Raw genomic sequence first — 20,132 nt, 5'->3', positions numbered from 1 at the left:
TTAAGAGAGAAGCACAATGACGCCGAGTATGTGTTTACAAGATCTCATCGCCCCTTGGCTTGACCTCGATGGCCATTCTATTTCAACGTTGTCGGTGACTCGTTTAGTGCTCGATAGCCGTAAAATATCACCCAATGATACCTTTATTGCAGTGGTCGGCCATGCCATCGACGGAAGGCAGTTTATTGATAGCGCCACTCAAGCTGGGGCGAATCTGGTATTGGCTCAAGCGTGTGGGCAGCATCCGCATGGCAGTATGACTACGGTCAATGGCGTGTTAGTGATTTACCTTGCTGATCTAAACCAATATTTATCTCAACTGGCATCGCGGCTTTATCGTTCGAAGGCTAATACGTTGATTGGGGTTACGGGAACCAACGGTAAAACCACCATTACTCAATTAATCGCGCAGTGGATTGACTTGTTAGGCGAGAAAGCGGCGGTGCTGGGTACGACGGGGAATGGTTTTCTTAACCATTTACAGCCTGCCGCCAATACCACAGGTAATGCCATTGAGGTCCAAGAAACACTCTATCAATTAGCGCAGCAGGGCGCTCGCTATACCGCGCTGGAAGTCTCTTCGCACGGATTAGTTCAAGGGCGAGTTCAAGCATTGAAGTTCGCTGCGGGCGTGTTTTCTAACTTAAGCCGCGATCATCTCGATTATCATGGCACCATGGAAGAGTACGCCAAAGCAAAGCTCTCCTTATTTACCGCTCATCACTGCCAACACGCTGTCATTAATGCCGACGATGCGGTGGGGGCGAGTTGGTTAGCACAGCTGAAAGCACCGATTGCCGTCTCTTTAAAACAGCAACCGCAATGCGCTAAAGCGCTGTGGGCGAGCTCGGTCTCTTACAGTGATAATGGTATTTCATTAACCTTCGACGGCTACTATGGTCAAGGTGAATTGAGCGTGCCGTTGATTGGCGAATTTAACGCCAGCAATCTTCTACTCGCTTTTACCACTATGCTGACTTTAGGTTTTGATAAACAAGCCTTGATGACAACGGCTTCTCAACTGCAGCCGGTCTTAGGGCGAATGGAGCTCTTTCAAGCGCCAAATCGTGCGAAGATCGTCGTCGATTATGCACACACGCCTGATGCTTTGGAAAAAGCACTATTAGCACTTCGCGTTCATTGCCAAGGTCAGCTATGGGCGATTTTTGGTTGTGGTGGCGACCGTGATAAAGGCAAACGCCCGATGATGGCCGAAATTGCAGAGCGCTGCGCCGATAAGGTCATTTTGACCGACGATAACCCTCGTAGCGAAAAACCGGCAGACATTGTGCAAGATATGGTGGCAGGGCTTGAGTTTACAAGTCGCGCACACGTTGAACACAATCGTTACGCTGCCGTGCAATACGCCCTGCAACATGCTGATCAGCAAGACATCATTTTATTGGCAGGCAAAGGGCATGAAGATTATCAAGTGATGGCCCATCAAACTATTCACTATTCGGATCGCGAAACGGCGCAAACCTTACTGGAGATAAGTGCATGATAGAAGTCTCTTTACAGCAATTGACGCACGTTTTGCAGGCACAATTGGTTGGTTGTGATGTCACCGTGTCTGAGGTCTCGACCGACACGCGTCAAATCAAACCCGGTGCGCTCTTTGTTGCCTTGGTCGGTGATAAATTTGATGCTCATGAGTTTGCTGTACAAGCGGTTGCGTCTGGTGCAAAGGCGTTATTGGTTCAGCGCCCTTTGGCGGTTTCGGTTCCTCAACTGGTGGTCACCGACACCAAATTGGCGTTAGGCCAGCTTGGCGCTTGGGTTCACCAACAGTGTCAAACACCGACCGCTGCGATTACAGGCAGTTGCGGTAAAACCACAGTCAAAGAGATGGTGGCAAATATTTTATCAGCCAAAGGCCGCGTGCTCTTTACTGCTGGCAATTTTAATAATGATATCGGCGTGCCGCTCACTCTGCTTCGCTCTGGTCTTAGTGATGCGTATGCGGTGATTGAGTTAGGGGCGAACCATATTGGTGAAATTGCTTATACCACTTCTTTAGTGAAGCCGGATGTCGCATTGGTGAACAATGTTGCGGCGGCGCATCTGGAAGGTTTTGGCTCAATTGAGGGTGTAAAACAGGCGAAAGGTGAAATTTATCAAGGCCTTGCTTCAGATGCGACAGCCATTATTAATTTAGAAAGCCACGGTGGTGAGCGGTGGAGCGCTATTTTAGCGGACAAAATCGTTAAAACCTTTTCTAGCCGTCAAATGGCAGATTTTTACGCCCGTGGTATTAAGCTTAACGAACAAGGTGAAGCCCAGTTTGAAATGATCACACCCGTCGGTCATATTGACATTGGGCTCAATATTGTGGGTGAACATAACGTTTCCAATGCGTTGGCTGCGGCGGCATTAGCCATTGAGTTGGGTGCAAATCTTGAAGAGGTGCAGTACGGACTTGCGAATTTAGCTCAGGTGAAAGGGCGTGTTGATGTCACCCAATTGAGCACGACTGTGAAACTGATTGATGACAGTTACAATGCCAGTGTTCCAGCGATGAAAGCGGCGGTTGATCTACTTAACACTTTCTCTGCAAGGCGTTGGTTAATTTTAGGTAATATGGCTGAGTTGGGCGATGAAAGCCTTGCACTTCATCGTCAAGTCGGTGAACATGCTGCACCATTCCAGTTTGACTATGTCCTTACTTACGGTCGCGATGCAAAAGTGATCAGTGACCTATGCCATGGCCTCCATTTTGAAAGCCATGCGGACATGATTGCTTATATCGAGCAGCAATTATCACAATTCGATCAAGAGTCTCATACCTTACTTGTCAAAGGTGCAAACAGTGCGGGTATGAGTAAAATTGTGGCTGCTCTCAAGGAGAAATACTCATGATTATTTGGCTCTCGGATCTACTCCAGCCATACTTCTCTTTTTTTCGTCTGTTCGAATATCTCTCATTTCGGGCCATCGTCAGTATTTTAACCGCACTTGCTCTGTCGTTATGGATGGGGCCGCGCTTGATTAAACGTTTGCAACTACTGCAAATTGGTCAAGTAGTGCGGAACGACGGCCCAGAATCACATTTTAGTAAGCGCGGTACGCCAACCATGGGCGGAGTGATGATCCTCGCCTCTATCATTATTACCGTACTGCTGTGGACTGATCTCTCAAACCCTTACGTGTGGGCTGTACTCGCGGTGCTGCTTGGTTATGGCGTCGTCGGTTTTGTGGATGATTATCGCAAAGTGGTGCGTAAAAATAGTGATGGATTGATCGCACGCTGGAAATACTTTTGGCAGTCGGCCATTGCGTTAATAGTGGCGTTTGCTCTCTATGCACATGGCAACGATACCGCAGCTACTCAGCTTGTGGTGCCTTTCTTTAAAGATGTGATGCCGCAACTGGGCTTGCTCTACATTGTGCTGACCTATTTTGTCATCGTCGGAACCAGTAACGCGGTGAACTTAACCGATGGTCTGGATGGTTTAGCCATCATGCCGACTGTTTTGGTTGCTGCTGGTTTTGCTGTGATTGCATGGGCAACTGGGAACGTCAATTTCGCCAGTTATCTGCATATTCCTTATGTTCCTTATGCCTCAGAGTTGGTGGTGGTGTGTACTGCAATTGTGGGGGCCGGTTTAGGTTTTCTGTGGTTCAACACTTATCCTGCGCAAGTCTTTATGGGCGATGTGGGTTCACTCGCTTTAGGCGGTGCACTCGGTACAATTGCGGTGTTGGTTCGTCAAGAGTTTGTGTTAGTGATCATGGGCGGCGTGTTTGTGATGGAAACCTTGTCGGTGATTTTACAAGTCGGTTCCTACAAATTGCGTGGTCAACGTATTTTCCGGATGGCCCCTATCCATCACCACTATGAATTGAAAGGTTGGCCAGAACCACGCGTGATCGTCCGTTTTTGGATTATCTCAATTGTGTTGGTGTTAGTGGGTTTGGCTACACTAAAAGTGCGCTAGTGATAGAGCAAAACGGCGTTGAATGGAATGAAGATGGATCGTTGGCAAACTGTTAATAATGTGGTGGTCGTGGGGCTAGGTATGACGGGCCTCTCGGTGGTTAACTACCTTTTGAGCTTAGATCGCTCGCTCACGATTAGGGTGATCGACACGCGGGACAACCCGCCAGGTCGAGAGCATTTAAGCTCGCAAGTTGAGCTACATTGTGGCAGTTGGAACCAAGCTTGGTTATTTGACGCTGACCTGATTGTTACTAATCCGGGCATTGCTTTAGCTACGCCAGAGATTCAACAGGCGTTAGCACAACATATTCCCGTGGTGGGCGATATTGAGCTCTTTGCTTGGCAGGTGGATAAGCCTGTTATCGCTATCACAGGAGCCAACGGCAAGAGCACTGTGACGGATTTAACCGGAGTACTTGCTAAAGCTGCTGGGGTTAAGGTTGCCGTTGGCGGCAATATTGGTGTGCCTGCTTTAGATCTACTTCAGCAAGAGGCCGATCTTTATGTGCTGGAGCTCTCAAGCTTCCAGCTGGAAACGACCTCAAGTTTAAAACTCGTCTCTGCTGCCTTTCTCAATCTGACTGAAGATCATATGGATCGCTACGATGGTATGGAATCGTATCGCCAAGCTAAATTGCGCATTTTTAAGTATGCGCAAGCGGCGGTCGTGAACGCCGATGATAGCCAGACGGAACCTCCCTCATTTTCAGGTCACATCGCACGTTTTTCCGTTGAACATGACGCGGACTATTGCACGCAAATGATTGATGGCAAATCGTTCTTAGTGGCGAAAGGCACGCCATTGTTGGCAAGCGAGGAACTCAGCTTAGTGGGACGACACAATAGTGCCAACGTGCTCACTGTGCTCGCACTGCTCGATTTGGCGGGTGTTGATTACTCATCTGCGCTTGATGCATTGAAATCTTACCGCGGGCTGACACATCGTTGTCAGGTTGTTGCTGATAATCACGGCGTAAAATGGGTCAATGACTCGAAAGCGACCAATGTCGCAAGCACTCAAGCGGCGTTGTCGGGGTTAAATTGCCAAGGGACTTTGTATCTGCTTGTGGGGGGCGTTGGCAAGGGCGCTGATTTCTCGCCATTAGCACCGATACTAAAAACATTGAACGTAAAACTGTGCTGTTTTGGCGTTGACGGTGGGCAATTCATGCCACTGCATCCATCGGCTCAGTTTTATTCATCGATGGAAGAGATTATCGTATCGATCAAACCGCAGCTGCGTCGTGGTGATATGGTGATGCTTTCGCCTGCTTGTGCCAGTTTTGATCAGTTTAAAAACTTTATGGCCAGAGGTGACGCCTTTGCCGAGCTTGCGCAGCGTTACGCTTAATCAACAGGAAATTGCATTTTGTCCTTTTCAAGTCTCATCAAAATGACTCGTCAATGGTTTCAGAGCCAAGCGCCTGAAGCCTTGTTTGATCGTCAATTGGTATGGATTGCTTTAGGTTTGATGCTTACTGGGCTTGTGATGGTGACATCGGCTTCGTTTCCTATCAGTTCGCGTTTAACGGATCAACCGTTTCACTTTATGTTTCGTCACGCCATTTTCTTGATGCTGGCCATCGTGACATCGAGTGTGGTGTTGCAAGTGCCAATGAAACGTTGGATGCAATACAGCTCGGTGCTACTTGGCGTCTCTTTTATGCTGCTGATTGTGGTTTTGCTCGCGGGCAAATCGGTCAATGGTGCCTCGCGCTGGATCCCTTTGGGGTTATTTAACCTGCAACCTGCTGAGGTCGCGAAACTGTCACTGTTTATTTTCATGGCTGGTTACTTAGTTCGTAAACAAGATGAAGTGAGGCAAACCTTTTTTGGTGGTTTCATGAAACCGATTATGGTGTTTGGAACCTTGGCTATCTTGCTACTTGGTCAGCCAGATTTGGGAACCGTGGTTGTGATGCTGGTGACTCTGTTTGGTATGCTGTTTATTGCTGGGGCCAAACTGTCACAATTTATTGCGCTCATGGTGGCTGGAATTGTTGCGGTAATCGCACTGATTGCGGCAGAGCCTTACCGTATTCGCCGTGTAACTTCATTTCTTGACCCGTGGGAAGACCCGTTTGGCAGCGGTTATCAATTGACTCAATCTTTGATGGCCTTTGGTCGTGGAGAGTGGTTTGGTCAAGGGCTTGGTAACTCGATTCAAAAGCTAGAGTACTTACCTGAAGCGCACACTGATTTCGTATTTGCAGTGCTAGCTGAAGAGCTCGGTTTTGTTGGCGTTGTACTGGTTCTACTGCTGATTTTTAGTCTAGTGCTTAAAGCGGTGTTTATCGGTAAAAAAGCCTTTGAGCATGATCAGCAATTTGGTGGCTATTTGGCCTTTGGTATTGGAATTTGGTTTGCATTCCAAACACTCGTCAATGTGGGTGCTGCAGCGGGTATGGTGCCGACTAAGGGCCTAACGCTGCCCTTGATCAGTTACGGCGGTTCAAGCTTAATTATTATGTCGGTTGCGGTGTCGATCTTATTGAGAATTGATCATGAATGTCGACTCAAAGATCGCAATCGAGTGTCTATAGAAAAAGAATCCAATGATAAACAATAAACGTTTAATGGTTATGGCTGGTGGCACGGGGGGACATGTTTTTCCCGGTCTCGCTGTGGCTAAACAGCTCCAACAGCAAGGTTGGGAGATCCGCTGGCTAGGGACTGCGGATCGGATGGAAGCAGAATTAGTGCCTAAACATGGTATTGAGATCGACTTTATTCAGGTCAAAGGTTTACGTGGCCAAGGCATAGGGCGTTTGCTGAAAGCGCCTTTTCAAATTGTGAACGCGATTTTTCAAGCGCGTCGTTATTTGAAGCAGTGGCAACCTGATGCGGTGCTCGGCATGGGCGGATACGTCAGTGGCCCCGGTGGCGTGGCAGCGTGGTCTATGGGAATTCCCGTTGTGCTTCACGAGCAAAATGCCGTAGCAGGGTTAACCAACCGTTGGCTTTCGAAAATTGCCAAACGCGTATTTCAAGCCTTCCCCGGAGCCTTTACTGAGGCGCAAGTCGTAGGTAACCCTGTACGTCAAGATGTCGCTACATTACCCGAGCCGCAAGTACGCTTTGCTGAGCGAAATGAACCGATCCGCATTCTCGTGATGGGCGGCAGCCAAGGTGCGCAGATTCTCAACCGAACTTTGCCTGACGTACTAGCTGTGCTTGGCGATAATTACCAAGTTTGCCATCAAGCAGGCAAGAATAATCAACAGTCGGTTGAGCAAGCTTATCGCGCGCTTCAGATCAAAAATGCACACGTTACTGAGTTCATTGAGGATGTGGCTGGCGCTTATGCGTGGGCTGATTTACTGGTGTGCCGCTCGGGAGCATTAACGGTTTCCGAAGTGGCAGCGGCCGGTGTTGGCGCTATATTTATCCCTTTTATGCATAAAGACCGACAGCAAGCGCTTAACGCGGATCACTTAGTCGCTTGTGGTGCGGCTAAAATGATTGAACAGCCGCAGCTCACAGTAGAAAAACTAGCGCAAGAGATTGCTTCTCTTGAGCGTCATGATCTGCTGTTGATGGCGCAACAAGCGCGTGCAGCCGCACAACTGGATGCTGATAAAGTCGTTGCCGACGCTATCATCGCACTTACCCAATAACGAGAAATTTTTCATGACCATTAAACATACTCAAGATTTAGCTCAAATCCGTGCCATGGTGCCAGAGATGCGCCGCGTCAAGTGTATTCACTTTGTCGGTATTGGTGGGGCGGGAATGAGCGGAATTGCAGAAGTATTGCTCAATGAAGGCTACCAAATTACCGGCTCAGATCTCGCTTCCAACCCTGTGACTGAAAGATTGGCAAATAAAGGGGCTATCATTTATATCGGTCATCAAGCCACTAATATTGAACTCGCCAGCGTGGTGGTAGTCTCTACTGCAATCGATGAGCTAAATCCTGAACTGAAAGCGGCGCGTGAGCGACGCATTCCTATTGTTCGTCGTGCAGAAATGTTGGCGGAATTAATGCGTTTTCGTCATGGCATTGCGGTGGCTGGTACGCATGGTAAAACAACGACTACGGCATTGGTTACGCAAATTTATTCTGAGGCTGGTTTAGATCCCACGTTTGTTAATGGCGGGTTAGTCAAAAGCGCTGGCACCAATGCGCGTTTGGGTTCAAGTCGGATTTTGATTGCTGAAGCTGACGAAAGTGATGCTTCATTCCTTCATCTTCAGCCTATGGTTAGTATCGTGACTAACATCGAAGCTGATCACATGGATACGTATGGCGGTGATTTTGAAACGCTCAAACAGACCTTCATCGATTTCTTACACAACCTGCCATTTTATGGTCAGGCGATATTATGTATTGATGATCCTGTTGTGCGTGAAATCATCCCACGTATCAGCCGTCAAGTGATCACCTACGGTTTTGCCGATGATGCAGATGTCAGGATTGAGAATTACCATCAGCAGGGGCAACAAGGCCAGTTTACGGTCGTCAGACAGGGACGAGCCAATTTGGATATCACGCTTAATATTCCAGGTCGTCATAATGCGCTTAATGCCTCCGCGGCTATTGCAGTGGCAACGGAAGACGACATCAGCGATGAAGCGATTTTAAAAGCGATGGCTAGCACCCAAGGTACGGGACGTCGTTTTGATCATCTGGGCGAGTTTGATACGGGCAATGGGGTTGCGATGCTCGTTGATGATTATGGTCATCATCCGACCGAGGTGGGCGTGACTATTAAGGCGGCGCGTAGTGGTTGGCAAGAAAAACGGCTAGTGATGATTTTCCAACCTCATCGCTACAGTCGAACTCGCGATCTGTATGATGATTTTGCCAATGTACTGGAGCAAGTCGATGTGCTGATCATGCTCGATGTCTATGCAGCAGGAGAAAAGCCGATTGCGGGAGCCGATGGTCGATCGTTGTGCCGAACAATACGCAGTCGCGGTAAAATTGATCCTATTTTTGTTCCTGACAGCACCATACTGCCTTCGGTTCTGGCTAATGTATTACAAGATGGTGACCTCGTGCTGACGCAAGGTGCTGGGGATATCGGCAAGGTAGCGAAACATTTAGCGGGGCTCGAACTGAATATCAGTAAAATGCAACAGGTTTAATTTAAATGGCTTATTTGTGTATCAATATTGAATAACATGGTATCCAGTCCAGATTTATTACTTTCAATGTTTGATACTTTCAGCGACCTCAGTATAATCCGGAGGTTAAAGTCAGTGCTTTTACCTCTATTGTGAACCAAATAGGGCATGCGATTGCGATTTAGAAACAGGAACATCAGGCTTTGTTAATGAATGTGTTCGATGAAAGCCGAGCTGTGTCCCGTTCGCCACTCATAAAAGATCACGCCGCTGGCGCTATTTTTTTATTTGTGGTGTTGTTGCTGATAAGTTCACTCATTTATTCAACACTCAGTTGGATGTGGGACGAACAGAGGCTACCGCTTTCAAAAATTGTTCTACAAGGTGACTTGCAATACGTATCTTCGCTAGATGTGCAGCGCGCTTTTGCTCAGTTGGATCATATCGGTACTTTCATGTCGCAAGATATTAACGTACTTCAATCGAGTGTACAGGTCATCCCGTGGGTGGCCCATGCATCGATTCGTAAACAATGGCCTGACACAATAAAAGTGTTTCTGACAGAGTATAGAGCGGTAGCGATTTGGAATGGCAACGCTTTGTTAGACGGATATGGCACGGTATTTAATGGTGATATTGGTCAATTGAACGGCGATAGAGTGAAACTTTATGGCCCGCAAGGAACCAGTCACGAAGTACTGGATGTTTGGAATAAAACGAACCCTAAGTTTCAATCATTAAACTTAAATATATCGTCACTGTTACTCAACGATCGTCGAGCGTGGCAAATAATTTTAGATAATGGCATCCGCTTAGAGTTAGGTAAAGAATCACTAGATGAGCGAGTTGCACGTTTTATTTCGCTGTATAAGAATTTAGGTAATAAAGCTGAACAAGTTAGCTATATCGATCTTAGATATGATACAGGAGCCGCAGTAGGTTGGTTCCCTGAACAAGAAGCACAAGAGAGTAAAAATGACTAAGACCGCTGATGACAACATTATTGTTGGTCTTGATATAGGCACAGCCACCGTGTCAGCTTTAGTCGGTGAAATACTGCCTGACGGTCAAATTAATATTATTGGCGCTGGTACGAGCCCATCCCGTGGGATGGATAAAGGGGGAGTTAACGATCTTGAATCGGTCGTTAAGTCTGTCCAAAGAGCGGTTGACCAAGCAGAATTAATGGCGGAATGCCAAATTAGTAATGTGTTTCTCTCTCTATCTGGGCGACATATTGCGAGCCGTATTGAAAAAGGCATGGGAACTATTTCGGATGAAGAAGTTTCTCAAGAGGATATGGATCGAGCGATTCATACCGCCAAATCAATAAAAATTGGGGAAGAGCAAAGAATATTGCACGTCATTCCTCAAGAATTTACGATTGATTACCAAGAGGGAATTAAAAACCCGCTTGGTTTATCAGGTGTGCGCATGGAAGTGAGCGTGCATCTTATTTCTTGTCATAATGATATGGCGAGAAATATTATCAAAGCGGTAGAACGCTGTGGTTTAAAAGTTGAACAACTGGTTTACTCTGGTTTAGCGGCAAGTAATGCAGTTATTACGGAAGATGAGCGAGAGTTAGGTGTGTGCGTGATTGATATAGGCGCAGGCACTATGGATGTTGCTATCTGGACCGGTGGTGCGTTACGACATACTGAAGTGTTTTCTTATGCAGGAAACGCAGTAACCAGTGATATTGCTTTTGCGTTTGGCACACCAGTCAGTGATGCTGAAGAGATTAAAGTAAAATATGGCTGTGCGCTGAGTGAATTGGTAAGCAAGGATGATACCGTTAACGTCCCAAGTGTAGGAGGAAGACCTTCGCGAAGTTTGCAAAGACAAACCTTGTCGGAAGTGATTGAACCTCGCTACACTGAATTAATGGGATTAGTTAACCAAACTATAGATACTGTCCAAGACAAATTGCGCAAAAATGGCATTAAACACCATTTAGCGGCTGGTGTTGTTTTAACTGGCGGCGCTGCGCAAATTGAAGGTTTGGTTGAGTGTGCGGAACGCGTTTTCCGCAATCAAGTTCGCGTAGGCAAGCCTTTAGAGGTGAGTGGCCTTACAGATTACGTAAAAGAGCCGTATCATTCTACGGCGGTTGGTTTACTTCATTATGCGAAAGAGAGCCAAATTAATGACGACACGGAATACAGCGAACCGAAACGCCAATCCATGTCGAGCTTAATTGGTCGTTTGCGTAACTGGATACAAAAAGAGTTTTAACCTGAGTTGCAGGGAAAACGGAGATAACACATGTTTGAACCGATGATGGAAATGTCTGACGATGCTGTAATTAAAGTCGTTGGAGTTGGTGGTGGTGGCGGTAACGCTGTTGAACACATGGTGCGTGAGTCCATCGAAGGCGTGGAATTCATCAGTGTCAATACCGATGCGCAAGCACTTCGTAAAACAAGCGTAAGTAGCGTCATTCAAATTGGTGGTGATATCACTAAAGGTTTGGGTGCTGGTGCAAACCCGCAAGTTGGACGTGATGCAGCTCTAGAAGACAGAGAAAGAATTAAAGAAGTTCTGATGGGTGCCGATATGGTGTTTATCGCAGCTGGTATGGGCGGTGGTACAGGTACTGGTGCAGCTCCTGTTATTGCAGAAGTTGCCAAAGAACTGGGTATCTTAACCGTAGCGGTTGTCACGAAACCTTTCAGTTTTGAAGGAAAAAAACGTTTGGCATTTGCTGAACAAGGTATTGAAGAGTTGTCAAAACACGTTGACTCTTTGATTACCATTCCTAATGAAAAACTACTGAAAGTATTAGGTCGTGGTATTACTTTGCTCGAAGCCTTTGCAAGCGCGAATGACGTGCTTAAAAATGCAGTGCAAGGTATTGCAGAGCTAATTACACGCCCAGGCATGATTAACGTGGACTTTGCTGACGTACGTACTGTGATGTCAGAAATGGGCCACGCTATGATGGGTAGTGGAGTAGCTCGCGGCGAAGATCGTGCAGAAGAAGCGGCAGAGATGGCAATTTCTAGCCCTCTTTTGGAAGATATTGATCTTGCAGGCGCTCGTGGCGTGTTGGTCAATATTACTGCTGGTTTGGATATGCGACTAGACGAATTCGAAACCGTCGGTAATACTGTTAAGGCGTTTGCGTCTGACAATGCGACAGTTGTCATCGGTACTTCGTTAGATCCTGATATGGCAGACGAAATTCGCGTGACTGTCGTTGCAACGGGTATTGGCAATGAGAAAAAGCCAGACATTACTTTAGTTGCAGGCGGTAAAGCCAAAGTCGCACCAGCAGTTCAACCACAAATGGTTCAGCAAGCAGCGAAAATCGAAGAAAAAACGGCACAGCCTTTGCAAGAAAGAGCAGAAGTGAAACCGCAATCAGCATCGTCGTCAACTGTTTCATCTTCTTCCGGTGCAAGCCAAAATACGGCACCGAAAGCAGATAAGGAAAATGGATATCTTGATATCCCAGCATTTTTACGTCGTCAGGCTGATTAACAATTAGACATAATTTGACACTGTTCAAAATTATGGTAGCATTCGCGGTCGGTGCTTTACCGACCGTGTTTTGTCGCACTGACATAGAGGCAAGTAGATGATCAGACAACGAACTCTGAAAGAAATAGTGAAAACAACTGGGGTGGGCTTACACTCTGGTCGTAAAGTCACATTAACGCTTCGCCCTGCTGCTGCAAACACTGGGATCATTTACCGCCGTACTGATGTCAATCCTCCAGTAGACTTCCCTGCGGATCCTGAATCTGTTCGCGATACCATGCTATGTACTGCTTTGGTCAACGATGAAGGTATTCGTATCTCTACTGTTGAGCACTTAAATGCAGCATTAGCGGGCATGGGAATCGACAACGTTATCATCGAAGTTGACGCACCTGAAATTCCTATTATGGATGGTAGTGCTAGCCCATTTGTTTACTTGCTACAACAAGCGGGCATTCAAACGCTGAATACACCAAAACGTTTTATTCGAATTAAGAAACCAGTTCGATTTGAAGATGGTGATAAGTGGGCGGAACTTGTACCCCATAACGGTTTTCGTATGGATTTTGAGATTGACTTTCAACATCCTGCTATCGATTCTGATGAACAACGCATGGTGTTTGATTTTTCCTCGCAAGGTTTCGTCAAAGAAATTTCAAGAGCTCGTACTTTTGGTTTCATGCGTGACATTGAGTACCTACAATCGCAAAACCTCTGTTTAGGTGGTAGCTTTGATTGCGCCATCGTATTAGATGAATACCGTATTCTTAATGAAGAAGGTTTGCGTTTTGCCAATGAGTTTGTCACTCATAAAGTATTGGATGCCATTGGTGACTTGTACATGTGTGGTCATTCCATTGTGGGTGAGTTCCGTGCTTATAAATCAGGCCATGGTTTAAATAACCAGCTACTGCGTGCGGTCTTAGCCGACCAAGAGGCGTGGGAATGGGCTACTTTTGAAGAAGAAGTTGGCTCTCCAGTGGCGTTTGCTGAACCAAATATGGTTCTCGCTTAATCGCAATTTTTAAATAAAAAGGCCAGACAGTTGTCTGGCCTTTTTATTTGTACTAATTCATTGATGACGCTTATTTGGGCCTAGCCAATTTCGCCAAATTTTCCAAACGTTTTTTGACTTTTGGGGAAGCGCTACTCGCCACCATCAGTAATGCCTGGGCCGTATTTTCAGATAGTGGTGGGCGAGCGACCGTTTCTTTTTCTTCTTTCATACCACGATTACGATAGAGCGCTGGGTTTATCTTGAGCTCAATGCTGATCAATTTGGCAAATCCTTGGTTGCGTAACTGATTCAAAATGTGTAATCGGTCATAATCAAGCTTCATTTTTATTGATGCACTGGCCACTTCAACGATTAAGTGACCACCGCGCACATTAGCGGCTCGGACATGATCGGCCGTTCCTTTAGGAAGCAACTTATTGAGCACTTTATTTAAAGCGAGGATCTCGGTGGCATGTTGCTGTATTTTCTTTAGAGATGAATCGCTGATCAGCTCTTTCGTTAACGTGGGACGGTGATCGCGCATAGTGTCTCCCTCTTAAGTTGCCATTCAATTCTATTGTGGTGCCTATGATGCGTATAGTAATAAATCCATGTTATTGCTTAAACAGTGCTCAAAAAGCGTAAAAATATTAAGTGTGCTTCAAACAAATAGTTTTGCTATTGGTTGTTGCCGCAAAAATTCCTTACACTATGCGTTACATAATTATTTAATACCTTGAAAATAAACCTCACCGTCACAATATCTGTGATACATGATTTATCTCAGTATCCTTAGTTCAAAACTGGTAGAGACTGACGGCATTAAGAGTAGATCGAAAACGATCTAATAAAGAGAGATTCCTGACACATGATAACTAAGCTACTGACAAAGGTTATTGGCAGTCGCAATGACAGAACGCTGCGCCGCCTTAAAAAAATTGTCAAAGAGATCAACAACTACGAGCCTACTTTTGAAGCACTAACTGATGAAGAATTAAAAGCCAAAACGGTTGAGTTTCGTCAACGTTTAGAGCAAGGTGAAACCTTAGACCAATTACTTCCTGAAGCATTTGCCACCGTGCGTGAAGCGTCCAAGCGCGTATATGGTATGCGTCACTTCGACGTACAGTTGATCGGCGGTATGGTTCTCAACGCGGGTCAAATCGCAGAAATGCGCACTGGTGAAGGTAAAACGTTAACCGCGACTTTACCTGCGTATCTCAATGCCTTGCCTGGCAAAGGCGTGCACATTGTTACTGTCAACGATTATCTTGCTAAACGTGACGCAGAAACAAACCGCCCACTGTTTGAATTTTTAGGCATGACGGTCGGTATTAACGTACCCAATATGCCACCACAAGAGAAAAAACTTTCTTATCAAGCCGATATTCTTTACGGGACCAATAACGAGTTTGGTTTCGATTACTTACGCGACAACATGGCTTTCCGTAAAGAAGATCGTGTACAGCGTGAACGTTTCTTTGCCGTAGTCGATGAAGTGGACTCGATTCTTATTGATGAAGCGCGAACGCCGTTGATCATCTCAGGTCCTGCAGAAGATAGTTCTGAGTTGTACATCCGCATTAATACCCTCATTCCACTTCTGCAAAAGCAAGATAAAGAAGATTCTGAAGAGTATCGTGGTGATGGTCACTACACGGTTGACGAAAAATCAAAACAAGTTCATTTGACTGAAACGGGTCAAGAATTTGTTGAAGAGTTAATGGTGAAAAATGGTTTGATGGAAGAGGGCGATACTCTTTATTCACCCACGAACATTAGCTTACTTCACCACGTCAATGCCGCATTGCGTGCGCATGTGTTATTTGAGAAAAACGTTGATTACATCGTGACAGAAGAGGGCGAAGTGGTCATCGTTGATGAGCACACTGGCCGCACTATGCCAGGTCGTCGTTGGTCTGAAGGTTTACACCAAGCTGTCGAGGCGAAAGAAGGTGTTAAAATCCAAAACGAGAACCAGACTCTTGCGTCGATCACCTTCCAAAACTATTTCCGTTTATACGAAAAACTTTCTGGTATGACGGGCACTGCCGATACCGAAGCGTTCGAATTCCAATCGATTTACGGTTTGGAAACCGTGGTGATCCCAACCAATAAACCTATGGTTCGTGATGATATGCCTGATGTGGTGTATCGCACTGAAGCTGAAAAATTTGCGGCGATCATTGAAGACATCAAAGCGCGTGTTGCGAAAGGTCAGCCAACGCTAGTCGGTACGGTTTCGATTGAGAAATCTGAACTACTTTCTAATGCGTTGAAGCAAGCTAAAGTGAAACATAACGTGCTTAACGCGAAATTCCATGAAAAAGAAGCAGAAATTGTAGCGCAAGCGGGTATTCCGGGCGCGGTGACGATTGCGACTAACATGGCTGGTCGTGGTACTGATATTGTATTGGGCGGCAGCTGGCAGGCACAAATTGAGCAGCTAGAGAATCCAACACAAGAGCAGATCGATGAGATCAAAGCTAAGTGGAAAGAGGTTCATAACCAAGTGTTAGCCGCTGGTGGTCTGCACATTATTGGTACTGAACGTCACGAATCTCGTCGTATCGATAACCAGTTACGTGGTCGTTCTGGTCGTCAAGGGGATGCGGGTTCTTCACGTTTCTATCTATCGATGGAAGATTCACTGCTGCGTATCTTCACCTCAGATCGTATGGCAAGCCTTATCCAAAGTGGTATGGATGAAGGTGAAGCGATCGAAAGTAAGATGCTTTCTCGCTCGATTGAAAAAGCGCAACGTAAAGTCGAAGGACGTAACTTTGATATTCGTAAACAGCTTCTTGAATACGATGATGTTGCTAACGATCAACGTAAAGTAGTTTATGAGCTGCGTGATGAGCTCATGGAAGCAGACGATATCAGCGAAATGATTGAGCAGAATCGTCAAGATGTTCTGACTTCCGTTATTGACGAATACATTCCGCCACAATCACTTGAGGATATGTGGGATGTTAAAGGATTGGAAGATCGTTTGAAAAACGATTTTGATTTAGAGCTGCCATTACAGCAATGGCTAGATGCTGATGATAAATTGTACGAAGAAGCGCTGCGCGAACGTATTCTTGAACAAGCGGTTAGTGTGTATCGTGAAAAAGAGAAAGCGGTTGGGGCTTCTGTTCTGCGTAATTTTGAAAAATCGGTCATGCTACAAACTCTGGATACTTTGTGGAAAGAGCATCTAGCGGCGATGGATCATTTGCGCCAAGGCATCCACCTACGTGGCTATGCGCAGAAAAACCCAAAACAAGAGTACAAGCGTGAGTCATTTGAGCTGTTTGAAGAACTACTGAATTCTTTAAAAACCGATGTGATTACTATCTTGTCGAAGGTGCGCGTACAGCAGCAAGAAGAAGTTGAACGTATGGAAGCACAGCGTCAAGCACAGGCGGAAGAAGCCGCGCGTCGCCAACAGTTCCAGCACCAAAGTGCCGACAGTTCGGTTGCAGATGAAGCTTCTGAAGATCAAGGGCACCAGCCTATGGTTCGTGAAGAGCGTAAAGTTGGTCGTAATGAGCCTTGCCCTTGTGGTAGCGGTAAAAAGTACAAACAGTGCCACGGACAGATCAACTAATCCCTTGAATGATCACCCCAAGAGTCGCTTAGGCGACTCTTTTTTTAACTCAATATTTCTCATCTTTCTTTTCTAGGTTGGGAAGTCGGCGAATCGGAGTCTTTATGAAACGTGTTCATATTGTTGCGGCTATTATCTTCAATAGCGATAAATCAGAAATTTACATTACCAAACGACCAGATCATCTTCACAAAGGCGGTTTTTGGGAGTTCCCTGGCGGCAAAGTTGAAGCGGGAGAAACGATTGAACAAGCTATTTGCCGCGAGCTAGATGAAGAGATTGGTATTCATATTACTGAGCAATCTCCTTACCAATACCTTGAGTTTGACTATTCAGACAAGTCCTTAACTTTTGATTTTATTTGCGTGACACAATTTGATCATCAGCCGTATGGTAAAGAAGGGCAGCAAGGAGAATGGGTAGCGGTTTCTGAGTTGGCAAACTATTCATTTCCTGAAGCCAATACGCCCATTGTCGAGCGCGTCATGAAAGAGTTTGCCTAAGTCGCTAGCCACCACAAGCAAATGTTGATAGTTTACAGAAACACCTTGAACGAAGAGAAACGATGCAAGCTTAAGCTGATGTCGTCACAATGGAGAATAACGCAATGGTGAGAATTGCGATTGCAGGAGCGGCGGGTCGAATGGGCCGCAATTTGGTGAAAGCCACTTATCAAAATAACCATGCTCGAGTGGGTGCGGGCTCAGAGCGTCCTGAGTCCTCGTTGGTTGGTGTTGATATCGGTGAGTTATGCGGTGAAGGGCGATTTGATATCGCGTTGGTGGATAACCTAGAGAATGCCGTAGATAACTTCGATGTCATCATTGATTTTACAGCTCCTGTGAGCACCTTAGCCAATATTGAGTTATGTAAAAAACACGGTAAGAAGCTAGTGATTGGCACAACGGGCTTTTCTGAAGCAGAAAGAGCACAAATCAATGCTGCCGCACAACAGATTGCGATTGTCATGGCTCCTAACTACAGCGTTGGGGTTAACCTTGTTTTCAAATTGCTTGAAAAAGCGGCTAAAGTGATGGGTGATTACTGTGATATTGAGATAATTGAAGCCCACCATCGTCATAAAGTGGATGCTCCGTCAGGAACCGCAATTGGCATGGGAGAGGCGATTGCTAATGCTATGGGCAACCAACTGAGTGACGTTGCCGTCTATGCGCGAGAAGGTATTACCGGTGAACGTACTAAAAATGAGATTGGTTTTGCTACGATTCGTGCTGGCGATATCGTGGGTGAGCATACCGCGATGTTCGCTGATATCGGTGAACGTGTAGAAATCACCCATAAAGCGACGGATCGTATGACTTTTGCCAATGGTGCAGTGAGAGCGGCGGTTTGGCTTGCTGATAAACCTGCGGGTTTTTATAGCATGACTGACGTGTTAGGTTTGAACGATCTTTGATTACATAATTATGCGTCAGTGTTTTCTGGCGCATCTTTGTTACACCTCTTTTTACCGATTTAATTATCTCTCTTTATTTTCACTTTACTGACTTACTTTTGTTGTATTTTTAGTTGGTATTGCTTTCTTTTTGCTTTAGATCTCTGAAATTGCACTTATTCTCTGCTTGATTAACGTTTGCGTGATTTTGTTTATCGTTGATTGTTTAAAATGCATCAAAGAGTTTCAGTTTGCTGATTCTAATTCCTCCATTCTCATTTTTTTACTCATCAAACCTATTTTTTTACTGTCTTAGGTTCGCTTTTTATCTCTAACGCTTTAAATGTTGCCTTAATTTATTATGAAATGTTGACAGTAATCATGGTGGTCATTAGAATACCGCCAATTTGTCTAAATCACCCTATGGCGCGACTCTATGGCCTTAAGGAAGACAGATTTGCAGTTTAATTTATATTTTTTGCATTTTTATTCTGGAGGTTGTCTTGAGTAAGTCAGCACTGTTAGTCCTAGAAGATGGGACGGTGTTCCACGGTGTATCCATTGGCGCTGATGGAATATCCGTTGGTGAAGTCGTCTTTAATACCTCGATGACGGGGTACCAAGAAATCCTCACTGATCCTTCCTATTCTCAACAAATCGTTACTCTTACTTACCCCCACATAGGCAATACCGGAACCAATTCCGAAGACGAAGAATCCTCTTCTATCCATGCACAAGGCCTTGTGATTCGCGATCTCCCTCTTATCGCTTCTAACTTCCGTAATGAACTTTCCCTTTCTGACTACCTTAAATCACAAAATATTGTGGGCATTGCCGATATCGACACGCGCAAGCTAACGCGCATTTTGCGTGAAAAAGGAGCTCAGAATGGCTGCATTATGGCAGGTGACCATTTAGATGAAGCATTGGCGCTGGTAAAAGCCAAAGAGTTCCCCGGTTTAAAAGGAATGGATCTTGCGAAAGAAGTTACAACAAAAGAAGCGTACCAATGGAAACAAGGTTCGTGGACGCTCGAAGGTGGACTTCCTGAAGCGAAAGATGACAGCGAGTTGCTCTATCACGTTGTTGCCTACGATTTCGGTGCAAAGCGCAATATCCTCCGTATGTTGGTTGACCGAGGATGCCGCCTAACTGTGGTACCAGCACAAACCTCGGCAGAAGAAGTTCTAGCGCTGAAACCTGATGGTGTCTTTTTATCAAATGGCCCTGGTGACCCAGAACCATGTACTTATGCGATTGAAGCAACCAAAGTGTTCTTAGAGAAAGGACTGCCTATTTTTGGTATCTGTTTAGGACATCAAATTTTGGCATTGGCGTCTGGTGCAGAAACAGTAAAAATGAAATTTGGCCACCATGGCGCGAACCATCCAGTGAAAGATTTGGATCGTAATGTGGTGATGATTACGGCACAAAACCACGGTTTTGCTGCTGATGAAGCAACGCTGCCTATCACGCTTCGTGCAACGCACAAATCGCTATTTGATGGTTCACTACAAGGAATTCACCGCACCGATAAGCCAGCCTTTAGCTTTCAGGGACACCCTGAAGCGAGTCCTGGCCCGCACGATGCCGCCCCTTTGTTTGACCATTTTATTGAACTAATTAAAAAGCACACAGCGTAATTCGG

Annotated in this window: 16 protein-coding genes; 15 read left to right on the top strand and 1 reads right to left on the bottom strand. The window is 45.8% G+C overall.

Annotated elements, in window-relative coordinates:
- The first annotated feature begins 16 nt into the window (after positions 1-16).
- The 11 genes from murE (at position 17) to lpxC (ending at position 13,511) form a co-directional block, all read left to right on the top strand.
- Positions 17-1,504: a UDP-N-acetylmuramoyl-L-alanyl-D-glutamate--2,6-diaminopimelate ligase gene (gene murE / locus AACT42_RS09505; protein WP_094132163.1), complete on the top strand. Its 1,488-nt coding sequence runs from the start codon at positions 17-19 to the stop codon at positions 1,502-1,504.
- A complete protein-coding gene (locus tag AACT42_RS09500; RefSeq protein WP_094132162.1) occupies positions 1,501-2,859 on the top strand; it encodes a UDP-N-acetylmuramoyl-tripeptide--D-alanyl-D-alanine ligase in 1,359 nt (452 codons plus the stop codon). The genes murE and AACT42_RS09500 overlap by 4 nt, the downstream gene beginning before the upstream one ends.
- The gene (mraY, locus tag AACT42_RS09495) at positions 2,856-3,938 is read left to right on the top strand and encodes a phospho-N-acetylmuramoyl-pentapeptide-transferase (protein ID WP_094132161.1); all 1,083 of its coding nucleotides are present in this window, start codon (positions 2,856-2,858) and stop codon (positions 3,936-3,938) included. Before AACT42_RS09500 ends, mraY begins: the two co-directional genes overlap by 4 nt.
- 27 nt (positions 3,939-3,965) lie before the next feature.
- Positions 3,966-5,291 carry a UDP-N-acetylmuramoyl-L-alanine--D-glutamate ligase gene (murD, locus tag AACT42_RS09490; protein WP_443084770.1) on the top strand — a complete coding sequence of 442 codons (1,326 nt, stop codon included), beginning with the start codon at positions 3,966-3,968 and terminating at the stop codon, positions 5,289-5,291.
- Positions 5,292-5,333: 42 nt separating this feature from the next.
- A complete protein-coding gene (ftsW, locus tag AACT42_RS09485; RefSeq protein WP_038148764.1) occupies positions 5,334-6,509 on the top strand; it encodes a cell division protein FtsW in 1,176 nt (391 codons plus the stop codon).
- Positions 6,496-7,557 carry an undecaprenyldiphospho-muramoylpentapeptide beta-N-acetylglucosaminyltransferase gene (murG, locus tag AACT42_RS09480; RefSeq protein WP_094132442.1) on the top strand — a complete coding sequence of 354 codons (1,062 nt, stop codon included), beginning with the start codon at positions 6,496-6,498 and terminating at the stop codon, positions 7,555-7,557. The genes ftsW and murG overlap by 14 nt, the downstream gene beginning before the upstream one ends.
- A gap of 13 nt (positions 7,558-7,570) precedes the next feature.
- Positions 7,571-9,031, top strand: coding sequence for a UDP-N-acetylmuramate--L-alanine ligase (gene murC, locus AACT42_RS09475; protein ID WP_017046516.1), 1,461 nt, complete (start codon positions 7,571-7,573; stop codon positions 9,029-9,031).
- A 188-nt stretch (positions 9,032-9,219) separates the two neighbouring features.
- Complete coding sequence (locus AACT42_RS09470) at positions 9,220-9,993, top strand: cell division protein FtsQ/DivIB (protein WP_088718004.1); 774 nt, start codon at positions 9,220-9,222, stop codon at positions 9,991-9,993.
- Positions 9,986-11,248, top strand: a complete 1,263-nt coding sequence (gene ftsA, locus AACT42_RS09465) for a cell division protein FtsA (RefSeq protein WP_010317995.1) — start codon at positions 9,986-9,988, stop codon at positions 11,246-11,248. The genes AACT42_RS09470 and ftsA overlap by 8 nt, the downstream gene beginning before the upstream one ends.
- A gap of 30 nt (positions 11,249-11,278) precedes the next feature.
- The gene (gene ftsZ, locus AACT42_RS09460) at positions 11,279-12,496 is read left to right on the top strand and encodes a cell division protein FtsZ (RefSeq protein ID WP_017042647.1); all 1,218 of its coding nucleotides are present in this window, start codon (positions 11,279-11,281) and stop codon (positions 12,494-12,496) included.
- Between the two features lie 97 nt (positions 12,497-12,593).
- The gene (gene lpxC / locus AACT42_RS09455) at positions 12,594-13,511 is read left to right on the top strand and encodes a UDP-3-O-acyl-N-acetylglucosamine deacetylase (protein WP_010317993.1); all 918 of its coding nucleotides are present in this window, start codon (positions 12,594-12,596) and stop codon (positions 13,509-13,511) included.
- Between the two features lie 70 nt (positions 13,512-13,581).
- Here the strand turns inward: lpxC and AACT42_RS09450 are convergent, their stop codons facing one another.
- Positions 13,582-14,037 carry a DUF721 domain-containing protein gene (locus tag AACT42_RS09450; RefSeq protein WP_017046518.1) on the bottom strand — a complete coding sequence of 152 codons (456 nt, stop codon included), beginning with the start codon at positions 14,035-14,037 and terminating at the stop codon, positions 13,582-13,584.
- Positions 14,038-14,361: 324 nt separating this feature from the next.
- Between AACT42_RS09450 and secA the strand changes: the two genes are divergently transcribed.
- The 4 genes from secA to carA all read left to right on the top strand — a co-directional run bounded on the left by secA (position 14,362) and on the right by carA (position 20,127).
- Positions 14,362-17,088, top strand: a complete 2,727-nt coding sequence (gene secA, locus AACT42_RS09445) for a preprotein translocase subunit SecA (RefSeq protein ID WP_094132440.1) — start codon at positions 14,362-14,364, stop codon at positions 17,086-17,088.
- Between the two features lie 104 nt (positions 17,089-17,192).
- Positions 17,193-17,591, top strand: coding sequence for an 8-oxo-dGTP diphosphatase MutT (gene mutT, locus AACT42_RS09440; protein WP_010317990.1), 399 nt, complete (start codon positions 17,193-17,195; stop codon positions 17,589-17,591).
- 104 nt (positions 17,592-17,695) lie between these two features.
- On the top strand, positions 17,696-18,505 hold the full coding sequence (dapB, locus tag AACT42_RS09435; RefSeq protein WP_026027267.1) for a 4-hydroxy-tetrahydrodipicolinate reductase: 810 nt from the start codon (positions 17,696-17,698) through the stop codon (positions 18,503-18,505).
- Between the two features lie 482 nt (positions 18,506-18,987).
- Complete coding sequence (gene carA, locus AACT42_RS09430) at positions 18,988-20,127, top strand: glutamine-hydrolyzing carbamoyl-phosphate synthase small subunit (RefSeq protein ID WP_094132438.1); 1,140 nt, start codon at positions 18,988-18,990, stop codon at positions 20,125-20,127.
- The last annotated feature ends 5 nt before the right edge of the window (positions 20,128-20,132 follow it).

This window comes from Vibrio sp. V15_P4S5T153, assembly GCF_963874485.1.
In the GTDB taxonomy this organism is placed as follows: domain Bacteria; phylum Pseudomonadota; class Gammaproteobacteria; order Enterobacterales; family Vibrionaceae; genus Vibrio; species Vibrio anguillarum.
Note: the sequence above shows the minus strand (reverse complement) of the source record. Positions and strands in the feature narration are given on the sequence as shown.